This is a genomic window from Nocardiopsis sediminis, from assembly GCF_042650565.1.
In the GTDB taxonomy this organism is placed as follows: domain Bacteria; phylum Actinomycetota; class Actinomycetes; order Streptosporangiales; family Streptosporangiaceae; genus Nocardiopsis_B; species Nocardiopsis_B sediminis.
Window position 1 is genome coordinate 262032 of record NZ_JBHSBH010000012.1, and the last position, 17923, is coordinate 279954.

Below are 17923 nucleotides of genomic sequence, written 5' to 3' on the forward strand. Positions count from 1 at the left end.
CGCGCTCGCCCCCTCTGCGAGTCGCGCGGGGCCGGCCGGCCGCCTGCACCGGGCCCCGCCCCCTCGACGGGGCCGCGCAGTGCCGGCGGCGTTCTGGGGAACGGGTCGCTCACCCGTCCACGGGACACCCCACGTCGTTCAGGAAGGCCAGCGCGGCGCGGTGGGAGCCGGGCAGCAGCGCGCTCCACAGCTCGGCGGCGTGCTCACGGGCCAGGGTGGCGCGCAGGCCCAGCAGGCGGACGTCGAGGCCGGCCGAGGCCGGCGCCAGCACCGCCACCCGGCTGCGGCTCAGGAGCGCGATCGTCTCCCCGCGGTGGAAGAACCGGCGCAGTTCGTGGCCGAGCACGATCATCCGCGCGGTGCGCCGCCACGGGTCGAGCCGGCGGTCGAGTGCGATCAGGATCAGCCGGTGGCTCGCCGACGGCGGCAGCGACGGCCCGGCCGCCTGGTAGAGCTCGCCCAGCCGGGCCCGCAGGTAGGCGGCGGTGGACAGGCCCGTCAGCGGGTCCTGGCAGTCGTCGTGCGCATGTCCGGCCTCGACCCAGCCCTCGGCGAGGGCCTTCACCAGCGGCATCGGCGGGGCCGGCCAGCGGAGCACGTCGGACAGGGCGGCGAAGTCGTCCAGCGCCGCGCCGATCCCCACCCCGGAGCGGGCCCGGGACCGGCCGAACCGGGCGCACGCGGGCGACATGTCCGCGCCCGAGACCGCCGCCGCGCACACCGCGTCGACGGCAGGGGCCCACCAGTCGTCCGGCGGCTCCCAGCCGGTGTCCCGGCTCCGGCGGCACCACGCCTCGCGCAGCCGGCGGCCGGCCCTCACACCGCTCAGCAGCTCCGCGCCGCCCGTGTCGGATCCGCCCATCGCCTCGCTCCCTCCGTTGCCGTGCCCGCGCCGGGGCCATCGGGCGGACCCGCGCCCCCGTGGAGCGGGCCCGTATCCCGATGCCGTCACCCATTCACGGACTTGGGTGGCGGCTATGACACGAGTGCGAGATATTTTTTTTCGGGATGTTCCCGGAGTGGGACCGCGGGCGGGCCGGACGGCCGCGTCCGCCGGGGGCCGGGACACCGCCGAGGGGCTCCGCCGATGGCCGGCGGGGCGCACAGAGAGGAGGCGGGAGCCGCCATCAGCGGGGGAGGACAGGGGATGAGTGATCCCCAGAATGAGCACGCAGAGCTACTGATCGGTGACGACGAGCTGTTGAGCGCCGTCCGGGCCGGGGAGACCGGGGCGTTCGCCACCCTCTACGAGCGGCACGACGCCGCGGCGCGCGGGCTCGCCCGCCAGCTGGTGCGCGGCGACAGCGAGGTCGACGACGTCGTCGCCGAAGCCTTCACCCGCGTCCTGAGCGTCGTCATGCGCGGCGGCGGCCCCCGCGACGGGTTCCGCCCCTACCTGCTGACCGCGCTGCGGCATGTGGCCTACGACCGCGCCCGCGGCGAGAAGCGCCACGTCGTCACCGACGACATGGAGCGCTTCGACGCCGGGGAGCCCTTCGTCGACCCCGTTCTCGCGGGCCTGGAGCGGTCGCTGATCGCCCAGGCGTTCCTCTCCCTGCCCGAGCGGTGGCAGGCCGTCCTGTGGCACACCGAGATCGAGGGCGTGCGCCCCTCAGAGGTGGCGCCGATGTTCGGCATGAGCGCCAACGGCGTGGCCGCGCTCGCCTACCGCGCCCGCGAGGGCCTGCGCGAGGCCTACCTCAAGATGCACATCTCCGGCGGCGCGCCCGAGGGCTGCCGCCCCGCTCTGCGGCTGCTGGGCTCCTTCGTGCGCGGGGGCCTGGCCAAGCGCGACACCGCGGTGGTCGACACCCACCTCGACCAGTGCTCCGACTGCCGCGAGGTCTACGCCGAACTCATGGACGTCAACGTCGGCCTGCGCGGGATCGTCCTGCCGCTGGTCGCGGGCCCCGCTGCCGCCGCCTACCTCGCCGCCCTGCCCTCGGGGGCGCTGGCGGGCGGCTGGTGGGGGCGCATGTCCAAAAGCCAGCAGCAGGGCGCGGCGGCGGCCACCGCCGCCACCGTCGTCGCCGCGGCGGTCGCACTGGCCCTGGTCAGCGAGGAGGAGGCGCTGCGCCCCCCACTGGGCGACCCGCCCCCGGCCGCCGCGCCGCCGCAGGACCCCGCGCCGCCCGGCGCCGCACCGGCGCCGCCCGGCGGCCAAGACCCGGCCGACCCGCCGTTCGTCCCGGCCCCCGACGAGCCGGTGGTCATCCCGCCGCCCCAGGACCCCGACGACCCCGATGCCCCGCCCGCGCCGGTGATCCCCGGCCTCCCCGCCTTCGCGGCCCGCATCGACCCCGTGGGGGCGCTCGTGCCCGGGCGGCCCGGCATCGTCGTCCTCACCGTCGAGAACCGCGGCGACTCCGCCCCCGATGACGTCGTGGCCGACATCACCCTGCCCCGCGGCGTCCACCTCGACCAGGCCGGCCGCGCCGGGAACGCGGCGCCGGCCGAGCCCGGCGGGGGCGGATGGAGCTGTTCGGCCACCGGCGAGGGCGGCGAATGCGTCCGGGCCGGGCTGGACGCCGGAGCGAACGTCACCGAGTACCTGGAGGTCACCGTCGCTTCCGGCGCCGCCGCGGGCGACCCGCCCAGCGTCCGGGTCACCTCCGGCGACACCGCCGCGTCGGCGTCGGGCACCCGCGGGGTCGACCCCGACGGCACGCCCGCGCGCTACGCCACCGCCGGGCCCGTGCGCGTCGAGACCGCGGGCAACGCCCTGCTGACCTGCGTCGAGCCCGATGACCACGACCACCATCCGAGATGGCCCTGGTGGCCCCCGCACGGCGACCGCGGCGCGGCGCCGTCCGTCCCTGGTGCCGCCGCCGCAGCGGCCGTGTCCCCCACGGGGGCGGCCGGGGTCCCCGGGGTGTCCAGTGCCGCCGACGACCAGCGGGCGCCCTCCGCTGCGGGGGCCGACCTGCCGGACGGGCCGTTCCCGGTGCCGTCCCCCGGAACGGAGCCTGAGACGCCGCCCCTCCCGTCCACCCCGCCGGTGCCCCCCGTTCCGGAGGAGCCGTCCGCCCCCGCCGATCCCACACCGGAACCCTCGGAGCCCCCGGAGCCCGAGCCGTCCGAGGACGCCGAGGCACCGGAGCCGCCGCCCGACGACACCGGGGGCGGGTGCGCCGAGGCGCAGCAGCGCGAGGGCGACCGCCGCGACAACGACCTCTGGGACATGCAGCCGATCGACCTCGACGACGACCCCGCCACCGCCATGTCGAGCTCGGCGGTGTGGAACCTGCCCGAGGGGGGCGAGGTGCGCTGGGCGGGCCTCTACTTCTCCGGGGCCGGCGACCCCGGTGCGGCCTCGGCGCTGCTGCGCGGCCCGGGGGCGGCGGGCTACACCGAGGTCGCCGCCGATGAGGTCGACACCGTCCACTTGCCCGGGTACTCGGCCTACCAGGCCTTCGCCGATGTCACCGAGCTCGTGCGGGAGCACGGCGGCGGCCAGTGGTGGGCCGCCGACATCCCCGCCGAGACCGGGGTCGGCACATACGCGGGCTGGAGCCTCGTCACCGTCGTCGAGGACCCCGGCGCGACCTACAGCCAGGCCATGGTGCTCGACACCGCCGAGACCGTCTTCCAGGACCCCCAGGGGCTGCGGCTGCCGCTGGCCGGGCTGCTCCCGGCGTCGGTGCCCGCCACGGTCGACGCCGTCGCCTGGGAGGGCGACGCCGACCTGAGCGGCGACCGGGTCGAGCTGAACGGCGACCCGCTCACCCCGGAGGACGGCGACCGCGACCCGGACAACGCCTTCACGGGGTCGGCCCGCGGGGCGGTGGGGCCCCCGATGGCGTTCGGCACCGATGTCGTCCGCTTCTCCGCCGTGCTGCCGCGCGACCCCGAACTGCGGCTCACGTCGCGGGGTGACGCGTATCTCGCGGGGGTGGTCGCGGTGACCGCCCCGATGCGGACTTGAACAAGAGCAAGGGCAAGAGAGGGACCATGTCGCGACCCGGCCCGGCGGCCCGGTGCCGAACGGGCCGGACCGGGTCGCGACCGGCTCCGAGGGAACCGAATGGGGCGCCGGACGTGTCCGACTGGGTGGCGAATACCCCCAGCGGAACGGGTTTCGGTCCTCTGACCGGCGGCAATTCGTAGCCGCCTCCCGACCCTGCGTATCGGGAGCGGCACGCAAACCGCCACAGACTTGGCTAGGCTGTGGCGCGGCCTGTCTATATGGCCGAGTGCCGATCGCTGGAAAGTCCCGGTGCGAAACCCCCGCCCGGGTTACCAGGAGAATGGGAAGGGGCGGTGTCGCGTGGATCGCTGCGCGCTGTTCGTAGACGCCGGCTACCTCCTCGCCGACGGCGCGATGGCTGTGCACGGAACCCGCAATCGCGATTCCGTGTCATGGGATTACGCGGGACTCCTACAGCTCCTGAACGAAGTCGCACGCGATCGCACGGGCCTCCCGTTGCTGCGGTGCTACTGGTACGAGGCGACGGCCGACGGCCGCCGCACACAGGAGCAGGACGGCATAGCCGACATCCCCGGCATCAAATTCCGAGCCGCGCGTATCCGTCCGGGCAGACGGGAGGGCGTCGAGAGCTACGTCCAACGGGATCTCACCACCCTCGCGGGCACCGGCGTGCTCTGCGAGGCCGTCCTCGTCAGCGGTGACGAGGACATGGCCCAGGTCGTGGCCGACGTGCAGGACCTCGGGGTCCGCGTCACTGTCGTGCACATCTCGGTCGAGGGCAACTGGACCATCTCGCGTTCGCTGCGCCGCGAATGCGACGACCTCATCGAGATCGGGGCGGGTCACCTGCGCCCCTACGTCAACCTCCTCTCGGGCGCCGGCGGCTCGGCCGACGACACCGGAGAGACCACCACCCCTCTAGGCAACGGCCGGGCACGCACGGGCCCCGAGGTCTCCCGGCAGCCGGTGACCGCCCACCCCTCGTCCCCGCGGGTGGAACCCGCCGGGTCGTCGTCGGGCGGGCTGGAGGCCATGTTCGCCGGGACCGGCGCCCAGCCGGCCATGACCGGCAGCGCCATGGACCAGCTCCGTGCCATGCGCCAGACCCTGGCCCAGCAGCGCGGGGGCGACCACCTGGCGCCGCAGGGCGCGGGCGGCGTCGACACCCCGCGCTCGGGCAACAGCGGGCCCATCGACGTCAACGGGTTCCCGGCGGTCGGCCCGGCGCCGCCACCGGCCCCCACCACGGGCGCGCACACCAGCATGGCGGGCAACCCGCCCACCGGTGCGCACACCAGCATGGCGGCGAACCCGCCCAACGGCGCCAACGCGGGCTACGCCCTGCCCAGCACAGGCCAGGACCCCGGCATGGCCGGCCCGCAGGGCGGCTACGGCGCACCGCCGCAGCAGCAGCCGCGGCCGCCACAGCCACCGCCGCCGCACCAGCAGCCGGCCCTCCCGGTCGCCGGATCGCACCGCGACCCGATGATGGGCGGGGGCAACCAGTACGAGCGCGAGGCACCACCGGCCCGGAGTGCCCCGCCTCCGGCACCGGAACCGCGCTACGGCGGCAACACCGGAGCGAACCCCGGGTTCGGAGGTAACACCGGCCCAAACCCTATTTTTGGGGTCAGTACGGGAACTGAGTCCCGCTTCGGCACCCCCGCCGAAGCACCCACGGACTCACGACCCGGTACTGGCCCCCGCCCCGACCAACGGGTCCAGCACGGGCCCTACACCAACCCCACCCGCACCGTCGGGTACGTCCCCCCGGGATCATCGGGCGCGCGCACGATCGACGACGCCGTGAATGTCGCGCGCCAGGAAGGGAACGACTTCGCGGAGTCCATCGCTCGCGACGCCCCGGCCCTGTGGCTGGAGGCGGTGCTCGTACGCCGGCCCCGCATGCCCTCCGATCTGGAGGCACGCCTGCTCCAGGGGTCGGCGCTGCCGATCGACTTCCTGCTGCGCGACGAAGTCCGCGACGCCCTGCGGCAGGGCTTCTGGAACGCGCTCGAACGCGCACGGAGCTGATGACCGGGTGTGGCGGAGCGATGAGGACCTAGGGAGGGTGCCGGTGACCCGCGTGACGACGGCCGATCTCGACCGGCTGGAATTCCGGGCGGTGCAGTCCGGTGACCATGTCGAGGTCGCGGCGGAGCTCCTCCGCCTGGCCAACCGGGTCGACTCCGACAGCGAGATCTCGCGCGCCGAGCTCTTCGTGCGCGCGGGCGAGCAGTGGGAGATGGCGCAGGAGTTCGAGCGCGCGTCGGCCGCCTACCAGCGGGCGATCGATGACGGCGGCGTGACCATCATCGACGCCCGCGCGCTCCAGGCGGGCGCGCTGTTCGAGCTCGACCTCGCCGACACCGCCTACGCCCAGCTGGAGCGGTTGCGCTCGGAGGGCCCGCGCAACCTGCCCACCTACATCCACATCGCCGAGACCCTCCAGGCGTACGGCGACCTCAAGGGCGCCCACGTCTGGGCCACCCTGGGGGTCGAGCGGTTCCGCCACCAGGACGTCTCGCCCTATGTGCACGACCTCCTCATGGAGCTGCTGCGCACCCGCTACCGGATCCGCGTCGACCTCGGCTTCGAGGAGGACGCCCTGGACCGCCTGATCGACGGCTGAGCGCCGCCGTGGCGGCCTGCCCGCCCGCTTCGTACGGCGGATCGGGCGGTTTTCGTGCTGCGCGGATGCGGACCGGTGCTCCCGCCCTGGGTGGGCTTCGCTTAGCACACGACCGATCATCCTGTCATCCGCGAAACGGCGTGACACACGCTCATATTGCGGTGTTCGACGTCGGGTGCCACTAGATGTAGTATCGCTCGCGCTGGTGGTTCACCGGGGCGCCTCCCCGGTGAGGCAAGAGGGAACCCGGTGCGAATCCGGGACTGCCCCGCAGCGGTGAGCGGGAACGACCGCCGTCAACGAGCACTGGGCGCTGAGCGTCCGGGAAGCGACGGCCAGTAGGCCCGGGCCGGATCCGGCCCACGGCGCCCGCGAGTCCGAAGACCTGCCACCGGTGTGCGCGCACGGCGCGCACTCGCAACGGGGCCTCGAGGGTGGGCCGCCGCGGATCAGGGACCCCTGCCACGGGAACGTCGTGGCCGCCCCCTGCCTGCGTGCCCCCCGACAGCGCCCGGCCGGTTCACGTCTACCTGGTTGGAGCCACGCATGACCCTCGACACCGATACCGCCCCGCTGGGCGCGGCGCCCGCGCCCACTGTGTCGACCGCGTCGGCGGGGGCCGACCCCCTCCCGCGGGCCGCGTCGGTGGTGCGCGAGGCGTGCGCCGGGCTCGCGGGCGTTTCGGCCGAGACCGTCCTGGCGGAGGCCCGGCGCACCGTCTACCCGGGGATCCGCGCCGACGAGCTGGAGCTCGCGCTCATCATGGCGGCCCGCGCCTTCGTCGAGGCCGACCCCGACCACTCCTATGTCGCCGCCCGCCTGCTGCTGGACAAGCTCCGCCGCGAAGCCCTGACCTTCCTCGCGGGGCGGCCCGACGAGGCCGGCCAGTCGCAGATGGCCGGCCGCTACGCGGACTACCTCGCCGACTACGTCGCCCGCGGCATCCGGCTGGAGCAGCTCGACCCCGAACTGGCGTCCTTCGACCTCGCCCGCCTGGGCGCCGCCCTGCGCCCCGAGCGCGACCTGGACTTCACCTTCCTCGGCCTCCAGACCCTCTACGACCGCTACTTCCTGCACAGCGACGGCACCCGATACGAACTGCCGCAGGCGTTCTTCATGCGCGTGGCAATGGGCCTGGCCCTGCGCGAGGACGACCGCGAGGCGCGGGCCATCGAGTTCTACGAGCTGCTGTCGTCGTTCGACTTCATGTGCTCCACGCCCACCCTGTTCAACTCCGGCACCCGCCGCGCCCAGCTGTCGTCGTGCTTCCTGACCACCGCCGGCGACGACCTCCAGTCGATCTTCCACGGGATCAGCAACAACGCCCTGCTCTCCAAGTACTCCGGCGGCCTGGGCAACGACTGGACCCCGGTCCGCGGCATCGGCGCCCACATCAAGGGCACCAACGGCAAGAGCCAGGGCGTGGTCCCCTTCCTCAAGATCGCCAACGACACCGCTGTAGCGGTCAACCAAGGGGGCCGGCGAAAGGGCGCGGTGTGCGCGTACCTGGAGACGTGGCACATCGACATCGAGGAGTTCCTCGACCTGCGCAAGAACACCGGTGACGACCGGCGGCGCACGCACGACATGAACACCGCCAACTGGGTGCCCGACCTGTTCCTGCAACGGGTCGAGGCCGGGGGCGAGTGGACGCTGTTCTCGCCCGATGAGGTGCCCGACCTGCACGACCTCTACGGCGCGGAGTTCGCCGCCGCCTACACCGCCTACGAGAAGGCCGCCGACGCCGGCGAGATCCGGGTGTGGCGGCGGGTGCCCGCCGTCGACCTGTGGCGGCGCATGCTCACCATGCTCTTCGAGACCGGCCACCCCTGGATCACGTTCAAGGACCCCTGCAACCTGCGCTCGCCGCAGCAGCACGCCGGCGTGGTGCACTCGTCCAACCTGTGCACCGAGATCACGCTGAACACCGGCGCCGACGAGGTGGCGGTGTGCAACCTGGGCTCGGTCAACCTGGCCCGCCACACCACCGCCGACGGGCTGGACGCCGAGCGGCTGCGCCGCACCGTCCGCACGGCGGTGCGGATGCTCGACAACGTGATCGACGTGAACTTCTACACGATCCCCGAGGCCGAGCGCGCCAACCTGCGGCACCGCCCCGTGGGCCTGGGCCTGATGGGCTTCCAGGACGCGCTGTTCCGGCTGCGGCTGCCCATGGCGTCGCAGGGCGCGGTGGACTTCGCCGACCGGAGCATGGAGCTGATCTCCTACCACGCCATCGAGGCGTCGGTGGAGCTGGCGGCGGAACGGGGCGCCTACGCGTCGTTCGCGGGCTCGCTGTGGAGCCGGGGCGTCCTGCCGATCGACTCCCTGGACCTGCTGGCGCAGGCGCGCGGCGGCGACATCGAGGTCGACACCACGGCCCGGCTCGACTGGGCCGGCCTGCGCGAGCGCGTGCGCACCGTGGGGATGCGCAACTCCAACGTCATGGCGATCGCGCCGACCGCCACCATCGCCAACATCACCGGGGTCGGGCAGTCGATCGAGCCGATCTACCGCAACCTCTACGTCAAGTCGAACATGTCGGGCGACTTCACCGTGGTCAACCCCTACCTGGTCCGCGACCTCAAGGAGCGGGGGCTGTGGGATGACGACATGGTGGCCCGGCTCAAGCTGCACGACGGCAGCCTGGGCGCCATCGAACGGGTCCCGGCCGACCTGCGCGAGCTGTACGCGACCGCGTTCGAGATCGACCCGTCGTGGCTGGTCGACGCGGCGTCGCGGAGGCAGAAGTGGATCGACCAGGCGCAGTCGCTGAACCTCTATATGGCGGCGCCCAGCGGCCGCAAGCTCGACGAGCTGTACCGCCGCGCCTGGCGCAAGGGCCTCAAGACCACGTACTACCTGCGCTCGCAGAGCGCCACGCACGTGGAGAAGAGCACCCTGAAGGGGACCGACGGCAGGCTGAACGCCGTGGCGGCGGGCCCGGCCGCGGCGCCGCCCGCGGCCGCTCAGGTCGCGGCCCCCGCTGCGGCGCCGGAGATCGATCCGGACGCGGGCGCCGCCTGCTCGATCGACGACCCCGGCTGCGAGGCCTGCCAGTAGCGCCGCCCGCGCCGCCCCCGGGCTCCGCCCGCGGGGCGGTCCGCCCGACGCATGCCGGGCGTCCCTCCGGCTCGCCCATCGAACAGTGCACACCCGACAAGGACCGGATCCGAAGCCATGACCAGTGTTCTCGAACCCGCCACCGGCGGTCTCGGCGCGATCGAGCGCGACGCCGCCCGCGTCAGCGTCGACGACAAGGCGATGATCAACGCGCGCGCCGACGTCAACCAGCTCCTTCCGCTCAAGTACCGCTGGGCCTGGGACAAGTACCTCGCGGGCTGCAACAACCACTGGATGCCCACCGAGGTCGCCATGCAGGCCGACATCGCGCTGTGGAAGTCCCGCGACGGCCTCACCGACGACGAGCGCCTGATGCTCAAGCGCAACCTCGGCTTCTTCGCCACGGCGGAGTCGCTGGTGGCCAACAACATCGTGCTGGCGGTCTACCGGCGGCTCACCAACCCCGAGTGCCGCCAGTACCTGCTGCGGCAGGCGTTCGAGGAGGCGGTGCACACCCACACCTTCCAGTACATCTGCGAGAGCCTCGGCCTGGACGAGGGCGAGCTGTTCAACATGTACCGGGAGATCCCGTCCATCACCGAGAAGGACGCCTGGGCGCTGAAGTACACCCGCAACCTGGAGGACCCCGCGTTCACGACCGGGACCCCGGAGGCCGACCAGGCGTTCCTGCGCGACCTGGTGGCGTTCTACGTGGTGTTCGAGGGCATGTGGTTCTACACCGGGTTCGCGCAGATCCTCTCGCTGGGCCGGCGCAACAAGATGGTCGGCATCGCCGAGCAGTACCAGTACATCCTGCGCGACGAGTCGATCCACCTGAACTTCGGGATCGACGTCATCAACCAGATCAAGATCGAGAACCCCCACCTGTGGAGCGAGGACTTCCAGGCCGAGGTGCGCACCATGCTCACCGAGGCGTGCGCGCTGGAGGTGGCCTACGGCCGCGAGACCATGCCCCGCGGCATCCTCGGCCTCAACGGGGAGCTGTGCGAGCAGTACATGCGCTTCATCACCGACCGCCGCGCCGAGCAGATCGGCCTGGCCCCGATCTTCGGTGAGACCGAGAACCCGTTCCCGTGGATGTCGGAGATGATGGATCTGAAGAAGGAGAAGAACTTCTTTGAAACGCGGGTGATCGAGTACCAGTCCGGCAGCGGGCTCGACTGGGACTGACCCGCGGGCGCCGCAGGGCACCGGGGCGGTGGGGTGCGGGTGCGCCCCGCCGGCCGGTGCCCGCCGAGCGATACGCGGCCGGTGTGTGTCCGATCGGTTGCGACTGTCTATCGTGTCGTTCCGGTGATCGGCGCGCTCTGGCGCGTGACCGGAGCGACCGGTAGAACGGATGTCATGTCGGCGTATAGAAAACAACCCGCCGCCTGGACCCGGATCGACGTTGCGGAAGGGCTCGGCCTCGGCGCGCTCATCGCGGAGACCGACGGGTACCGCCTGGAGGCGAGCGAGACCGTCGCCGACCCCCGAGAACGGTACGCCTGCCGTTTCACCGTCCGTACCGACCTCGCGTGGACGACCCGCTGCACACGGGTGGAGTCCGTGTCCGAGCGCGGCGTGCACACGCTCGAGCTGGCGAGCGCGGGCGGCAAGTGGACCATGGACGGCAAGCGGCTCCACGACCTCGACGGCTGCGTGGACGTCGATGTCGCCGCCACACCGCTGACCAACACCCTGCCGATCCGCCGCCTGGGCCTGCGCCCCGGGGAGTTCCGCGACATCGCGGTGGCCTGGATCGACGTGCCCAGCCTGCGGGTGAACCGGGTCGTGCAGCGCTACACGCGGTTGTCGTCGGCGGAAGGCCGCGAGCGCTACGAGTACCGAGACCCCACCTACGGGGCGTTCGAGCTGACGGTCGACCGCGAGGGCGTGGTGGTCGACTACGAAGGGCTCGCCCGGCGCCTGCGCTGACCCCGGCTCCGGTGCCCCGGCCGCGGCGCGCCGCGGAGCGGGCGCGATAATCCCAGACGTCCGCGAGACGGAAGGGGACCCACCGTGGCCGGAGACGACCCGCAGACCGCCCGCAGCGAGATCATCCGCGAACTGGAGGTGCCGCCCGCCTTCGATGTGCGCGACGAGATCGACCGGCGGACCGCCTTCCTCGCCGACCGGCTCGGGGAGAGCGGCGCCACCGCCCTGATCCTCGGCATCAGCGGCGGGGTGGATTCGATGACCACGGGCCGGCTGTGCCGGCTGGCGGTCGACCGCGTGCGGGCGGGCGGCGGGACCGCGGAGTACATCGCCATGCGGCTGCCCTACCGGGTGCAGCACGACGAGGCCGACGCCGCCCGGGCGGCGGAGTTCACCGCCCCCGACCGCCTCCTGACGGTCGACGTGGCGCCCGCCGCCGACGCCGCGGCCGATGCCCTCGCCGCCGCCGGGATGGCGTACGTGAGCGCGGAGTCGCAGGATTTCGTGCTGGGCAACATCAAGGCGCGGCAGCGCATGATCGCCCAGTACGCGGTGGCCGGCGGCGTGCGCGGACTGGTGGTCGGCACCGACCACGCCGCCGAGGCGGTGACGGGGTTCTTCACCAAGTTCGGCGACGGCGCCGCCGACCTGGTGCCGCTGACGGGGCTGACCAAGCGGCGGGTGCGCGCGATCGCACGCGAGCTCGGCGCCCCCGACGACCTGGTGCACAAGACCCCGACGGCCGACCTGGAGAGCCTGGCGCCCGGCCGGCCCGACGAGGCCGCGCTCGGGGTCACCTACGACGAGATCGACGACTTCCTCGAAGGGCTGCCGGTGGAGGAGCGCGTGCTGACCACCCTGGTGGCCCGCTACCGCGCCACGGCCCACAAGAGGGCGCTGCCGATCGCGCCGTGAGCGCCGCCCGCCGCCGCTCCGTCGGCCCGCATGCTCCGGCGGCCGGGCCGTGGACCGGCGCCGTGCAAGGAGCAGGAGCAGGCGGGCGGCCCGCCTGAAGCGGCGCCGCGGCGCGCTCAGCCGGTCCACAGGGCGCCGCCGGGGCCGCCGACCGGCCGGTTCGGGGTGGCCGGGGTCGACAGGAGCCCGCGGATGTAGTCGGCGAAGCCGCCGGGATCGACCTCCTCGATCACGGTGGCGTTGGCGGGCAGGCCGTGGACGCCCCAGGACATGGCGGAGTAGCCGCGGGTGAGCTCGCCGGCGGTCTCGATGTCGACGTGGTAGGCGCCGCTGCGCCGGACCAGCCCGGGGTGGAGCAGCACGGCGGTGGTCAGGGAGTCGGGATGGGTGGTGCCGTCGATGCCGACGCTGCGGTCGAACTCCAGGGTCGCCGCGCACACCCGGGTGAAGAAGTCCGCCAGGGGTGTGCCGACCGCCGCGATCTCGGCCAGGAGGGACGGGCCGAAGACGGCGTCGCGCAGGGTGAGGGGGTCCCAGGGGACGACGGTGACGGCGAATCCGGCGGCGAAGACCGCCTTGGCCGCCTCGGGGTCGACGTAGAAGTTGAATTCGGCGGCCGCGGTGATGTTGCCGCGCCCGTTGTTGGAGCCGCCCATCACGTACAGCGCCTTGACGTTGCCCGGGAACGCCGGGTCCTTGGCCACCGCGGCGGCGATGTTGGTGAGCGGCCCGATGGCCACGATGGACAGCTCGCCCGGGCGTTCGGCGGCCATCCGCACCAGGGCATCGACGGCGTGCTCCGGATCAGGGGCGTGGCCGGTGTGGTCCACGGTGAGCCCGCCTGCGCCGTCGCCGTGGACGTTCTCGGCGCCCACCCACGGCCGGACCAGGGGGCGGCGGCAGCCGGCGTGGACGGGCACCTCCCCGAGCCGCCCGGCGACGTTGAGGGTGAGGAAGGCGTTGTGCACCTGCCGCCCGAACCCGACGTTCCCGGCGACCATGGTGATGGCGCGCAGGTCGGCGGCGGGGTCGAGCAGCCCGGCGAGCAGGGCGACGCAGTCGTCCTGGGCGGTGTCGGTGTCGATGATCAGGGGGATCGGGGGGACGGTCATGGGGCTCCTCCTGCACGGTCCGGCTCCCGGGCCGGCCGGGCGGTTCCGCAGGGTCGCGGGTGGGTGCGTCACCATCATGCCGGGACGCGACCGCCGCGCGCCGGGAGGAATTCGCGCCTGTGGACAACCCGTGTGACCGGTGAGAGGGGGAGCAGGGGGATCGTGCGCCGGCGGGCGGGCACGCACCACGACGGGTCACGCACCCGCCCGCCGGCCCCGGGGGGTCAGCCCGCGGTGCCGAGCAGCCCGTCGACCACGGGGAACCAGGTATCGGCGATCTTGCGGTCGCCCGCCGCGTTGGGGTGAACGCCGTCGTAGGTGTCGGTATCGGTCTCGAAGCCGGTCCACTGGTCGGCGACCACGACCGGCGACCGGTCGGTGCTCTGCTCCGCGGCCCAGGCCGGGATGGCGGCGTTGAGATCCTGCACGCCCTGCGCGCACGTGCCGCAGCTGCGCGCGGAGTCCATCGGGATGATCTGCGCGACGGCGATGCGCATGCCGGGGTTGGCCGCCCGCATCTGGGCGACGAGGGTGGTGTAGGCGTCCAGGATCGTCGCCGTGGGGATGCCGCTCCAGACGTCGTTGGTGCCGAAATGCACCATGACGACGTCGGGGTCGGTCGCCTCCAGCCAGCCGGTGAGCAGCCCCTGCTGCGCGACGTTGGTGACGAGGAGGCCGGGGTGCCCCTCGTTGTCGCCGTCGTGGTCGACCCCGCAGCCCTGGGGCCCTTGGGTGCCGACGAAGTCGATGGAGGTGCGGCCCGCCTGCTGGAGGTCGTTCCACAGCAGCGCGCGCCAGCAGCCGGGCGACCCGGTGATGGAGTCGCCCAGCGGCATGATGCGGGTCGCCTCGGCGGTGGCGGGTGCCGGGGCCGGGGCGACGGGCTCGGCGGCGGCGGGGGCGGGTGCGGCGAGCGCGCCGATCAGGGCGGCGCAGAGGGCGACCGGCGCGCCCAGGGCTCGGACGGCGCGGATGGGGGATGGGGGCATGGGCGTGGCTCCTCACGCACGGTCCGGAACCGTCCCGGCGGGGGCTCGGGAACGGTGTGGGAGCGCTCCCATTTCAGGTGAAGGTAACCCGCCCGGAACCGGTTGTAAAGACGCGTCCGCCCCGCGGGCCGCCGCGGGCTCAGGGGTGGGGGAGCCGGCGCCGTCCGTCCGAGTGCTCCTCGGGGGTCGCCGGCCGGCACGCCGCACCGCAGCCGTCGTCACGCCGGTGCATGCGGCGCAGTTCGACCAGCGCGCTCAACGGCGACGGGCCCGTCCGCCGCCCCGCCGGTTCCGGCCGGGCGCCCTCGCCGTCGAGGACGGCCTCGGTGGTGTCGAGCACCGCGTGCACGAACCGCCCGCGTGCCTGGCGCGACCGCCACACCAGCAGCCCCGCGGAATCGGGGGTGCCCACGCCGCCGTGGACGTCGGGGAACAGGTAGATCGAAATGTCGACGTCCGTACCCTGCCGGTCGAGTACCCAGCGGAACTCCACCGGCTCGCTGCGGAAGAAGAACCTCTCCCCGGGTAACGGGCCGTAGAGCCCGCAGAGGCCGTGCAGGATGTCGGTGATGGCGTCGGTCGGGCGGTCGGCGACGAACGCCGCGTCGGCCGCGGCGTCGCCGACGGTACAGACGGCCCCGGTCTGCTCCCGGAGTTCCCAGCCGAACGAGAAGTCGTCGGCCGTGCCCGCCGTCTGCTCGGCGAAGTCCACGTTCGAACCTCCCGGGGCAAGGGAATGGTCACGGAGTGCTAGTGCGAGCATGACGGACTGCGCTGGAGCGAACAAGGGGCGGCCGCGCATCGGTTGCACGGGCGACCCGTGGTGCGCAGGGGGCGCGCCCGCCGCGCCCGGGTGCGCGCGGGCCGGGAACGCCGACGGGGAGGGCGGTTCCGGCCGCCGCGGAGCCGCCGCGCAATGGGGACGCGGCCGACGGGCCGGCGTCCTGGCGCAGGTGAGCGGGGGCGTTCCGGTCCTCCGTGAACGCCCCCGGCGGCCGATACCGTCACGCCCGACTCGTCCCGGGCCGTGGCACATCGGCACAACGAGGGGGTGTGCGCGTCGTCGATCGGCTGTGCCGTTTCATTGGTCACGCTCGCCTCCTCGCTCCGCTCCAGCGGTTCCACGAAAGGGCCTCCGGCAATCGCCGTCCCCAGGCTTCGCAGAGGGCGGCCGGCACCCCTCGAGCAGCAGGGATTCCAGGGGACACGGCAACGGGCCCGGCATCCGATGCGGTGCGCCGGATCCGGCCGCGATCGCGCAGTGGCCGGTTCCGGCGCGTCCGGCGGCGCGTCAGGGCCGGTCCGTCGCCTTCTCCGCGGAGAAGGGCGGTGACCCCCCGGACAAAAGGGGCATCACGTCGCGGCCGGACGCCGTTCGGCCCTACAAGATCGGGCGTCTTGCCCGTATGGTTGCCGTCGTGGCGGCTTTCTCCTTTGACGGCTGGTGGTATCCGTGGGGCAGAACGGACCGGATCGCCGCCCACACGCCCGAGACCGGCACCCGGACGAGCGGGGCGCCGGACTCGGTGACCGTCCGGATCCTCCCTCTGCGCCGTACCGCGGCGGAGAGCGAGCGCGTGAAGGTGGTGGCCCGGAATGGGTGACCGGCAGGAGCACGTCGAGCACGCCGACAGCGGCATCTACACCGTCAAATCCGGCCGCGCCTTCCCCGGGGTGGCCACCGAATGCCGGGAGGCGCGGCTATGGGCCCGCGACCTGCTCCGGCCCTTTCCCGATGTGGCCGACGCCGTGGAACTGGTCGTGAGCGAGTTCTTCGGCAACGCCATCGTCCACTCGGCCTCGGGGGAGCCCGGCGGCGAGGTCTTCGTCAGCATCGTCGGCCTGGTCGGCGGACCGCTCCACTTGGAGGTCATCGACCAGGGGCCGCGGCGCGACCGGCCGCGCAGCACCGCCCGGGTCCTCTCACCCGACCTCCGCCGCCGCGACGGCCGCGGGCTCTTCCTGGCGGCCGCGCTCACCAAGGAGTGGGGGCGCCTGCCCGCCGAGGGCGGCCCGGGCTATGAGCGGCGCGGCTACACCAGCATCTTCGTGGCGGGACCGGAACAGCCACAGGGCGACTACATGGGCCCCATGATCACCTGGGCCGACTTCATGACCGTTCACAACCGGCGGCGCCGCGACTGAGACGGCCGGAGCGGATCGGGCCGCCCGGTCACCGGCGCTGCCAGGACGCCGAGCCGTCGGCGGAGAGCAGGGAGATCGCCTGGGGGAGCGAGGCAAGGTGGCCGACCCCGGTCCGCGCGCGGACCGCGCCCCAGCCGGGGCCCGCCGTGAGCAGCCGGCTCCGCTGGCGCGCCGTTGTCTGCGCGCGGTGCGCCGCGGCCAGGCAGGCGAGGTCGGCGGTCTCGGGCGTCTGGCACCAGACCACCACCGCCGAAGGCGCCGTCCGTTCGATGGTGGCGACGGTCGCGGCGACCGGGGTGGCCGCGCCGAGCATGCGCCAGTGGACACCGTTCTCGCTGAGCGCCGCGGCCAGCGCCTCCAGGGCCAGCGTGTGCTGCTCGTCGGGGGTGCAGACGAGCAGCACCGAGCGCTGCATCGGCTCGTGGTCGTAGGACGCGCGCGGCCGCAGCGACCGCCGCAGCACCGACGACACGCTCCACGTCAGCAGGTGCTCCACCTCGATGTTGCGCCGGGTGCCCTCCCACTTCAGGCCCATCCCCACGAGCAGCGGCATGGCCAGGTCCTGCCAGGCGGCGACCGCCCCGCGGGTCCGGAACGCCTCCTCCAGCAGGACCTCCACGGTGTCGGCGTCCATCCGCACGGCGGCGCGCGCGATCCCTTGCAGGGTGGGGCCGGACCGGCCCAGTGGAAGGGTGTTGCCGCCGCCCGGGTTGGTGGCGCGCGACGACGGCCGCGGCTGGGGGATGCGTGCGCTGTCGGACCCGTTGCCGGCCAGGGCGTGTTCGGCGGCGTCGGCGGGGGCGACGCCCTCGGCCACCAGCCGGCACATCACGCGGAGCCGGTCCAGGGAGGCGGCGGAGTAGCGGCGGTGGCCGCCCCGGGTGCGCTCATCGGGGCCGATGCCGTAGCGCCGGTCCCAGCTGCGCAGCGTCGTCGGTGCGACCCCGAGGAGGTGGGCGACGGCGGAGGGCGGCAGTAGTGGTTCGTCCATCGCTCCCCAATCGGTGCGGTCCGGTGCGACTCGTGCCGCACGTCCGGCCGCAGGAAGGTGGTGGTCCTCCCCAGCGAGTGCGGAGGACGCCGAGCGGTCCGGCACCGCGGGTGCCGGCGGGCACGGGGGTCGCCCCGCTGCCCGGTGGGCGCACCGGCCCCGCACGGTCGCGCGCGGTGGGCGGGCGCCTCGCCGCCGATTCGGGCCCCC

At 73.7% G+C, this 17923-nt stretch carries 13 protein-coding genes and 1 riboswitch; of the genes, 8 read left to right on the top strand and 5 right to left on the bottom strand.

The window, feature by feature from the left end:
* Positions 1–109: 109 nt before the first annotated feature.
* Entirely contained in the window at positions 110–862 is a 753-nt protein-coding gene (locus ACFOVU_RS19290; RefSeq protein ID WP_378535599.1) for a hypothetical protein, read from the bottom strand.
* 285 nt (positions 863–1147) lie between these two features.
* On the opposite strand from ACFOVU_RS19290, the gene ACFOVU_RS19295 reads away from it, so the two are divergent.
* The 7 genes from ACFOVU_RS19295 to nadE all read left to right on the top strand — a co-directional run bounded on the left by ACFOVU_RS19295 (position 1148) and on the right by nadE (position 12476).
* Positions 1148–3925 (top strand): sigma-70 family RNA polymerase sigma factor, encoded by a 2778-nt coding sequence (locus ACFOVU_RS19295; protein WP_378535601.1) that lies wholly within the window; start codon positions 1148–1150, stop codon positions 3923–3925.
* 342 nt (positions 3926–4267) lie between these two features.
* Positions 4268–5962: an NYN domain-containing protein gene (locus ACFOVU_RS19300; protein WP_378535603.1), complete on the top strand. Its 1695-nt coding sequence runs from the start codon at positions 4268–4270 to the stop codon at positions 5960–5962.
* Positions 5963–6005: 43 nt separating this feature from the next.
* Entirely contained in the window at positions 6006–6560 is a 555-nt protein-coding gene (locus tag ACFOVU_RS19305; protein WP_378535605.1) for a hypothetical protein, read from the top strand.
* Between the two features lie 189 nt (positions 6561–6749).
* Positions 6750–6967, top strand: a riboswitch (cobalamin riboswitch).
* A 139-nt stretch (positions 6968–7106) separates the two neighbouring features.
* On the top strand, positions 7107–9623 hold the full coding sequence (locus ACFOVU_RS19310; RefSeq protein WP_378535607.1) for a ribonucleoside-diphosphate reductase subunit alpha: 2517 nt from the start codon (positions 7107–7109) through the stop codon (positions 9621–9623).
* A 117-nt stretch (positions 9624–9740) separates the two neighbouring features.
* Positions 9741–10814, top strand: a complete 1074-nt coding sequence (locus ACFOVU_RS19315) for a ribonucleotide-diphosphate reductase subunit beta (protein ID WP_378535608.1) — start codon at positions 9741–9743, stop codon at positions 10812–10814.
* A 174-nt stretch (positions 10815–10988) separates the two neighbouring features.
* Positions 10989–11561, top strand: coding sequence for a putative glycolipid-binding domain-containing protein (locus tag ACFOVU_RS19320; protein WP_378535610.1), 573 nt, complete (start codon positions 10989–10991; stop codon positions 11559–11561).
* A gap of 84 nt (positions 11562–11645) precedes the next feature.
* Positions 11646–12476: an ammonia-dependent NAD(+) synthetase gene (gene nadE, locus ACFOVU_RS19325; RefSeq protein ID WP_378535612.1), complete on the top strand. Its 831-nt coding sequence runs from the start codon at positions 11646–11648 to the stop codon at positions 12474–12476.
* Between the two features lie 116 nt (positions 12477–12592).
* On the opposite strand, the gene ACFOVU_RS19330 is transcribed toward nadE, so the two are convergent.
* The 3 genes from ACFOVU_RS19330 to ACFOVU_RS19340 all read right to left on the bottom strand — a co-directional run bounded on the left by ACFOVU_RS19330 (position 12593) and on the right by ACFOVU_RS19340 (position 15289).
* Complete coding sequence (locus ACFOVU_RS19330) at positions 12593–13588, bottom strand: nucleoside hydrolase (protein WP_378535614.1); 996 nt, start codon at positions 13586–13588, stop codon at positions 12593–12595.
* A gap of 224 nt (positions 13589–13812) precedes the next feature.
* Positions 13813–14577: an SGNH/GDSL hydrolase family protein gene (locus ACFOVU_RS19335; protein WP_378535616.1), complete on the bottom strand. Its 765-nt coding sequence runs from the start codon at positions 14575–14577 to the stop codon at positions 13813–13815.
* Between the two features lie 139 nt (positions 14578–14716).
* Positions 14717–15289: a hypothetical protein gene (locus tag ACFOVU_RS19340; RefSeq protein ID WP_378535618.1), complete on the bottom strand. Its 573-nt coding sequence runs from the start codon at positions 15287–15289 to the stop codon at positions 14717–14719.
* Between the two features lie 884 nt (positions 15290–16173).
* Between ACFOVU_RS19340 and ACFOVU_RS19345 the strand changes: the two genes are divergently transcribed.
* Positions 16174–16722 carry an ATP-binding protein gene (locus tag ACFOVU_RS19345; RefSeq protein ID WP_378535620.1) on the top strand — a complete coding sequence of 183 codons (549 nt, stop codon included), beginning with the start codon at positions 16174–16176 and terminating at the stop codon, positions 16720–16722.
* A gap of 28 nt (positions 16723–16750) precedes the next feature.
* Here the strand turns inward: ACFOVU_RS19345 and ACFOVU_RS19350 are convergent, their stop codons facing one another.
* On the bottom strand, positions 16751–17713 hold the full coding sequence (locus tag ACFOVU_RS19350; RefSeq protein ID WP_378535622.1) for a MerR family transcriptional regulator: 963 nt from the start codon (positions 17711–17713) through the stop codon (positions 16751–16753).
* Between the last annotated feature and the right edge of the window lie 210 nt (positions 17714–17923).

Coding starts and splice junctions, on each gene's coding strand:
- ACFOVU_RS19320 (WP_378535610.1), top strand. CDS start 10,989: ATGTCGGCGTATAGAAAACAACCCGCCGCCTGGACCCGGATCGACGTT.
- ACFOVU_RS19335 (WP_378535616.1), bottom strand. CDS start 14,577: ATGCCCCCATCCCCCATCCGCGCCGTCCGAGCCCTGGGCGCGCCGGTC.
- ACFOVU_RS19345 (WP_378535620.1), top strand. CDS start 16,174: ATGGGTGACCGGCAGGAGCACGTCGAGCACGCCGACAGCGGCATCTAC.
- ACFOVU_RS19330 (WP_378535614.1), bottom strand. CDS start 13,588: ATGACCGTCCCCCCGATCCCCCTGATCATCGACACCGACACCGCCCAG.
- ACFOVU_RS19350 (WP_378535622.1), bottom strand. CDS start 17,713: ATGGACGAACCACTACTGCCGCCCTCCGCCGTCGCCCACCTCCTCGGG.
- ACFOVU_RS19315 (WP_378535608.1), top strand. CDS start 9,741: ATGACCAGTGTTCTCGAACCCGCCACCGGCGGTCTCGGCGCGATCGAG.
- ACFOVU_RS19295 (WP_378535601.1), top strand. CDS start 1,148: ATGAGTGATCCCCAGAATGAGCACGCAGAGCTACTGATCGGTGACGAC.
- ACFOVU_RS19290 (WP_378535599.1), bottom strand. CDS start 862: ATGGGCGGATCCGACACGGGCGGCGCGGAGCTGCTGAGCGGTGTGAGG.
- ACFOVU_RS19310 (WP_378535607.1), top strand. CDS start 7,107: ATGACCCTCGACACCGATACCGCCCCGCTGGGCGCGGCGCCCGCGCCC.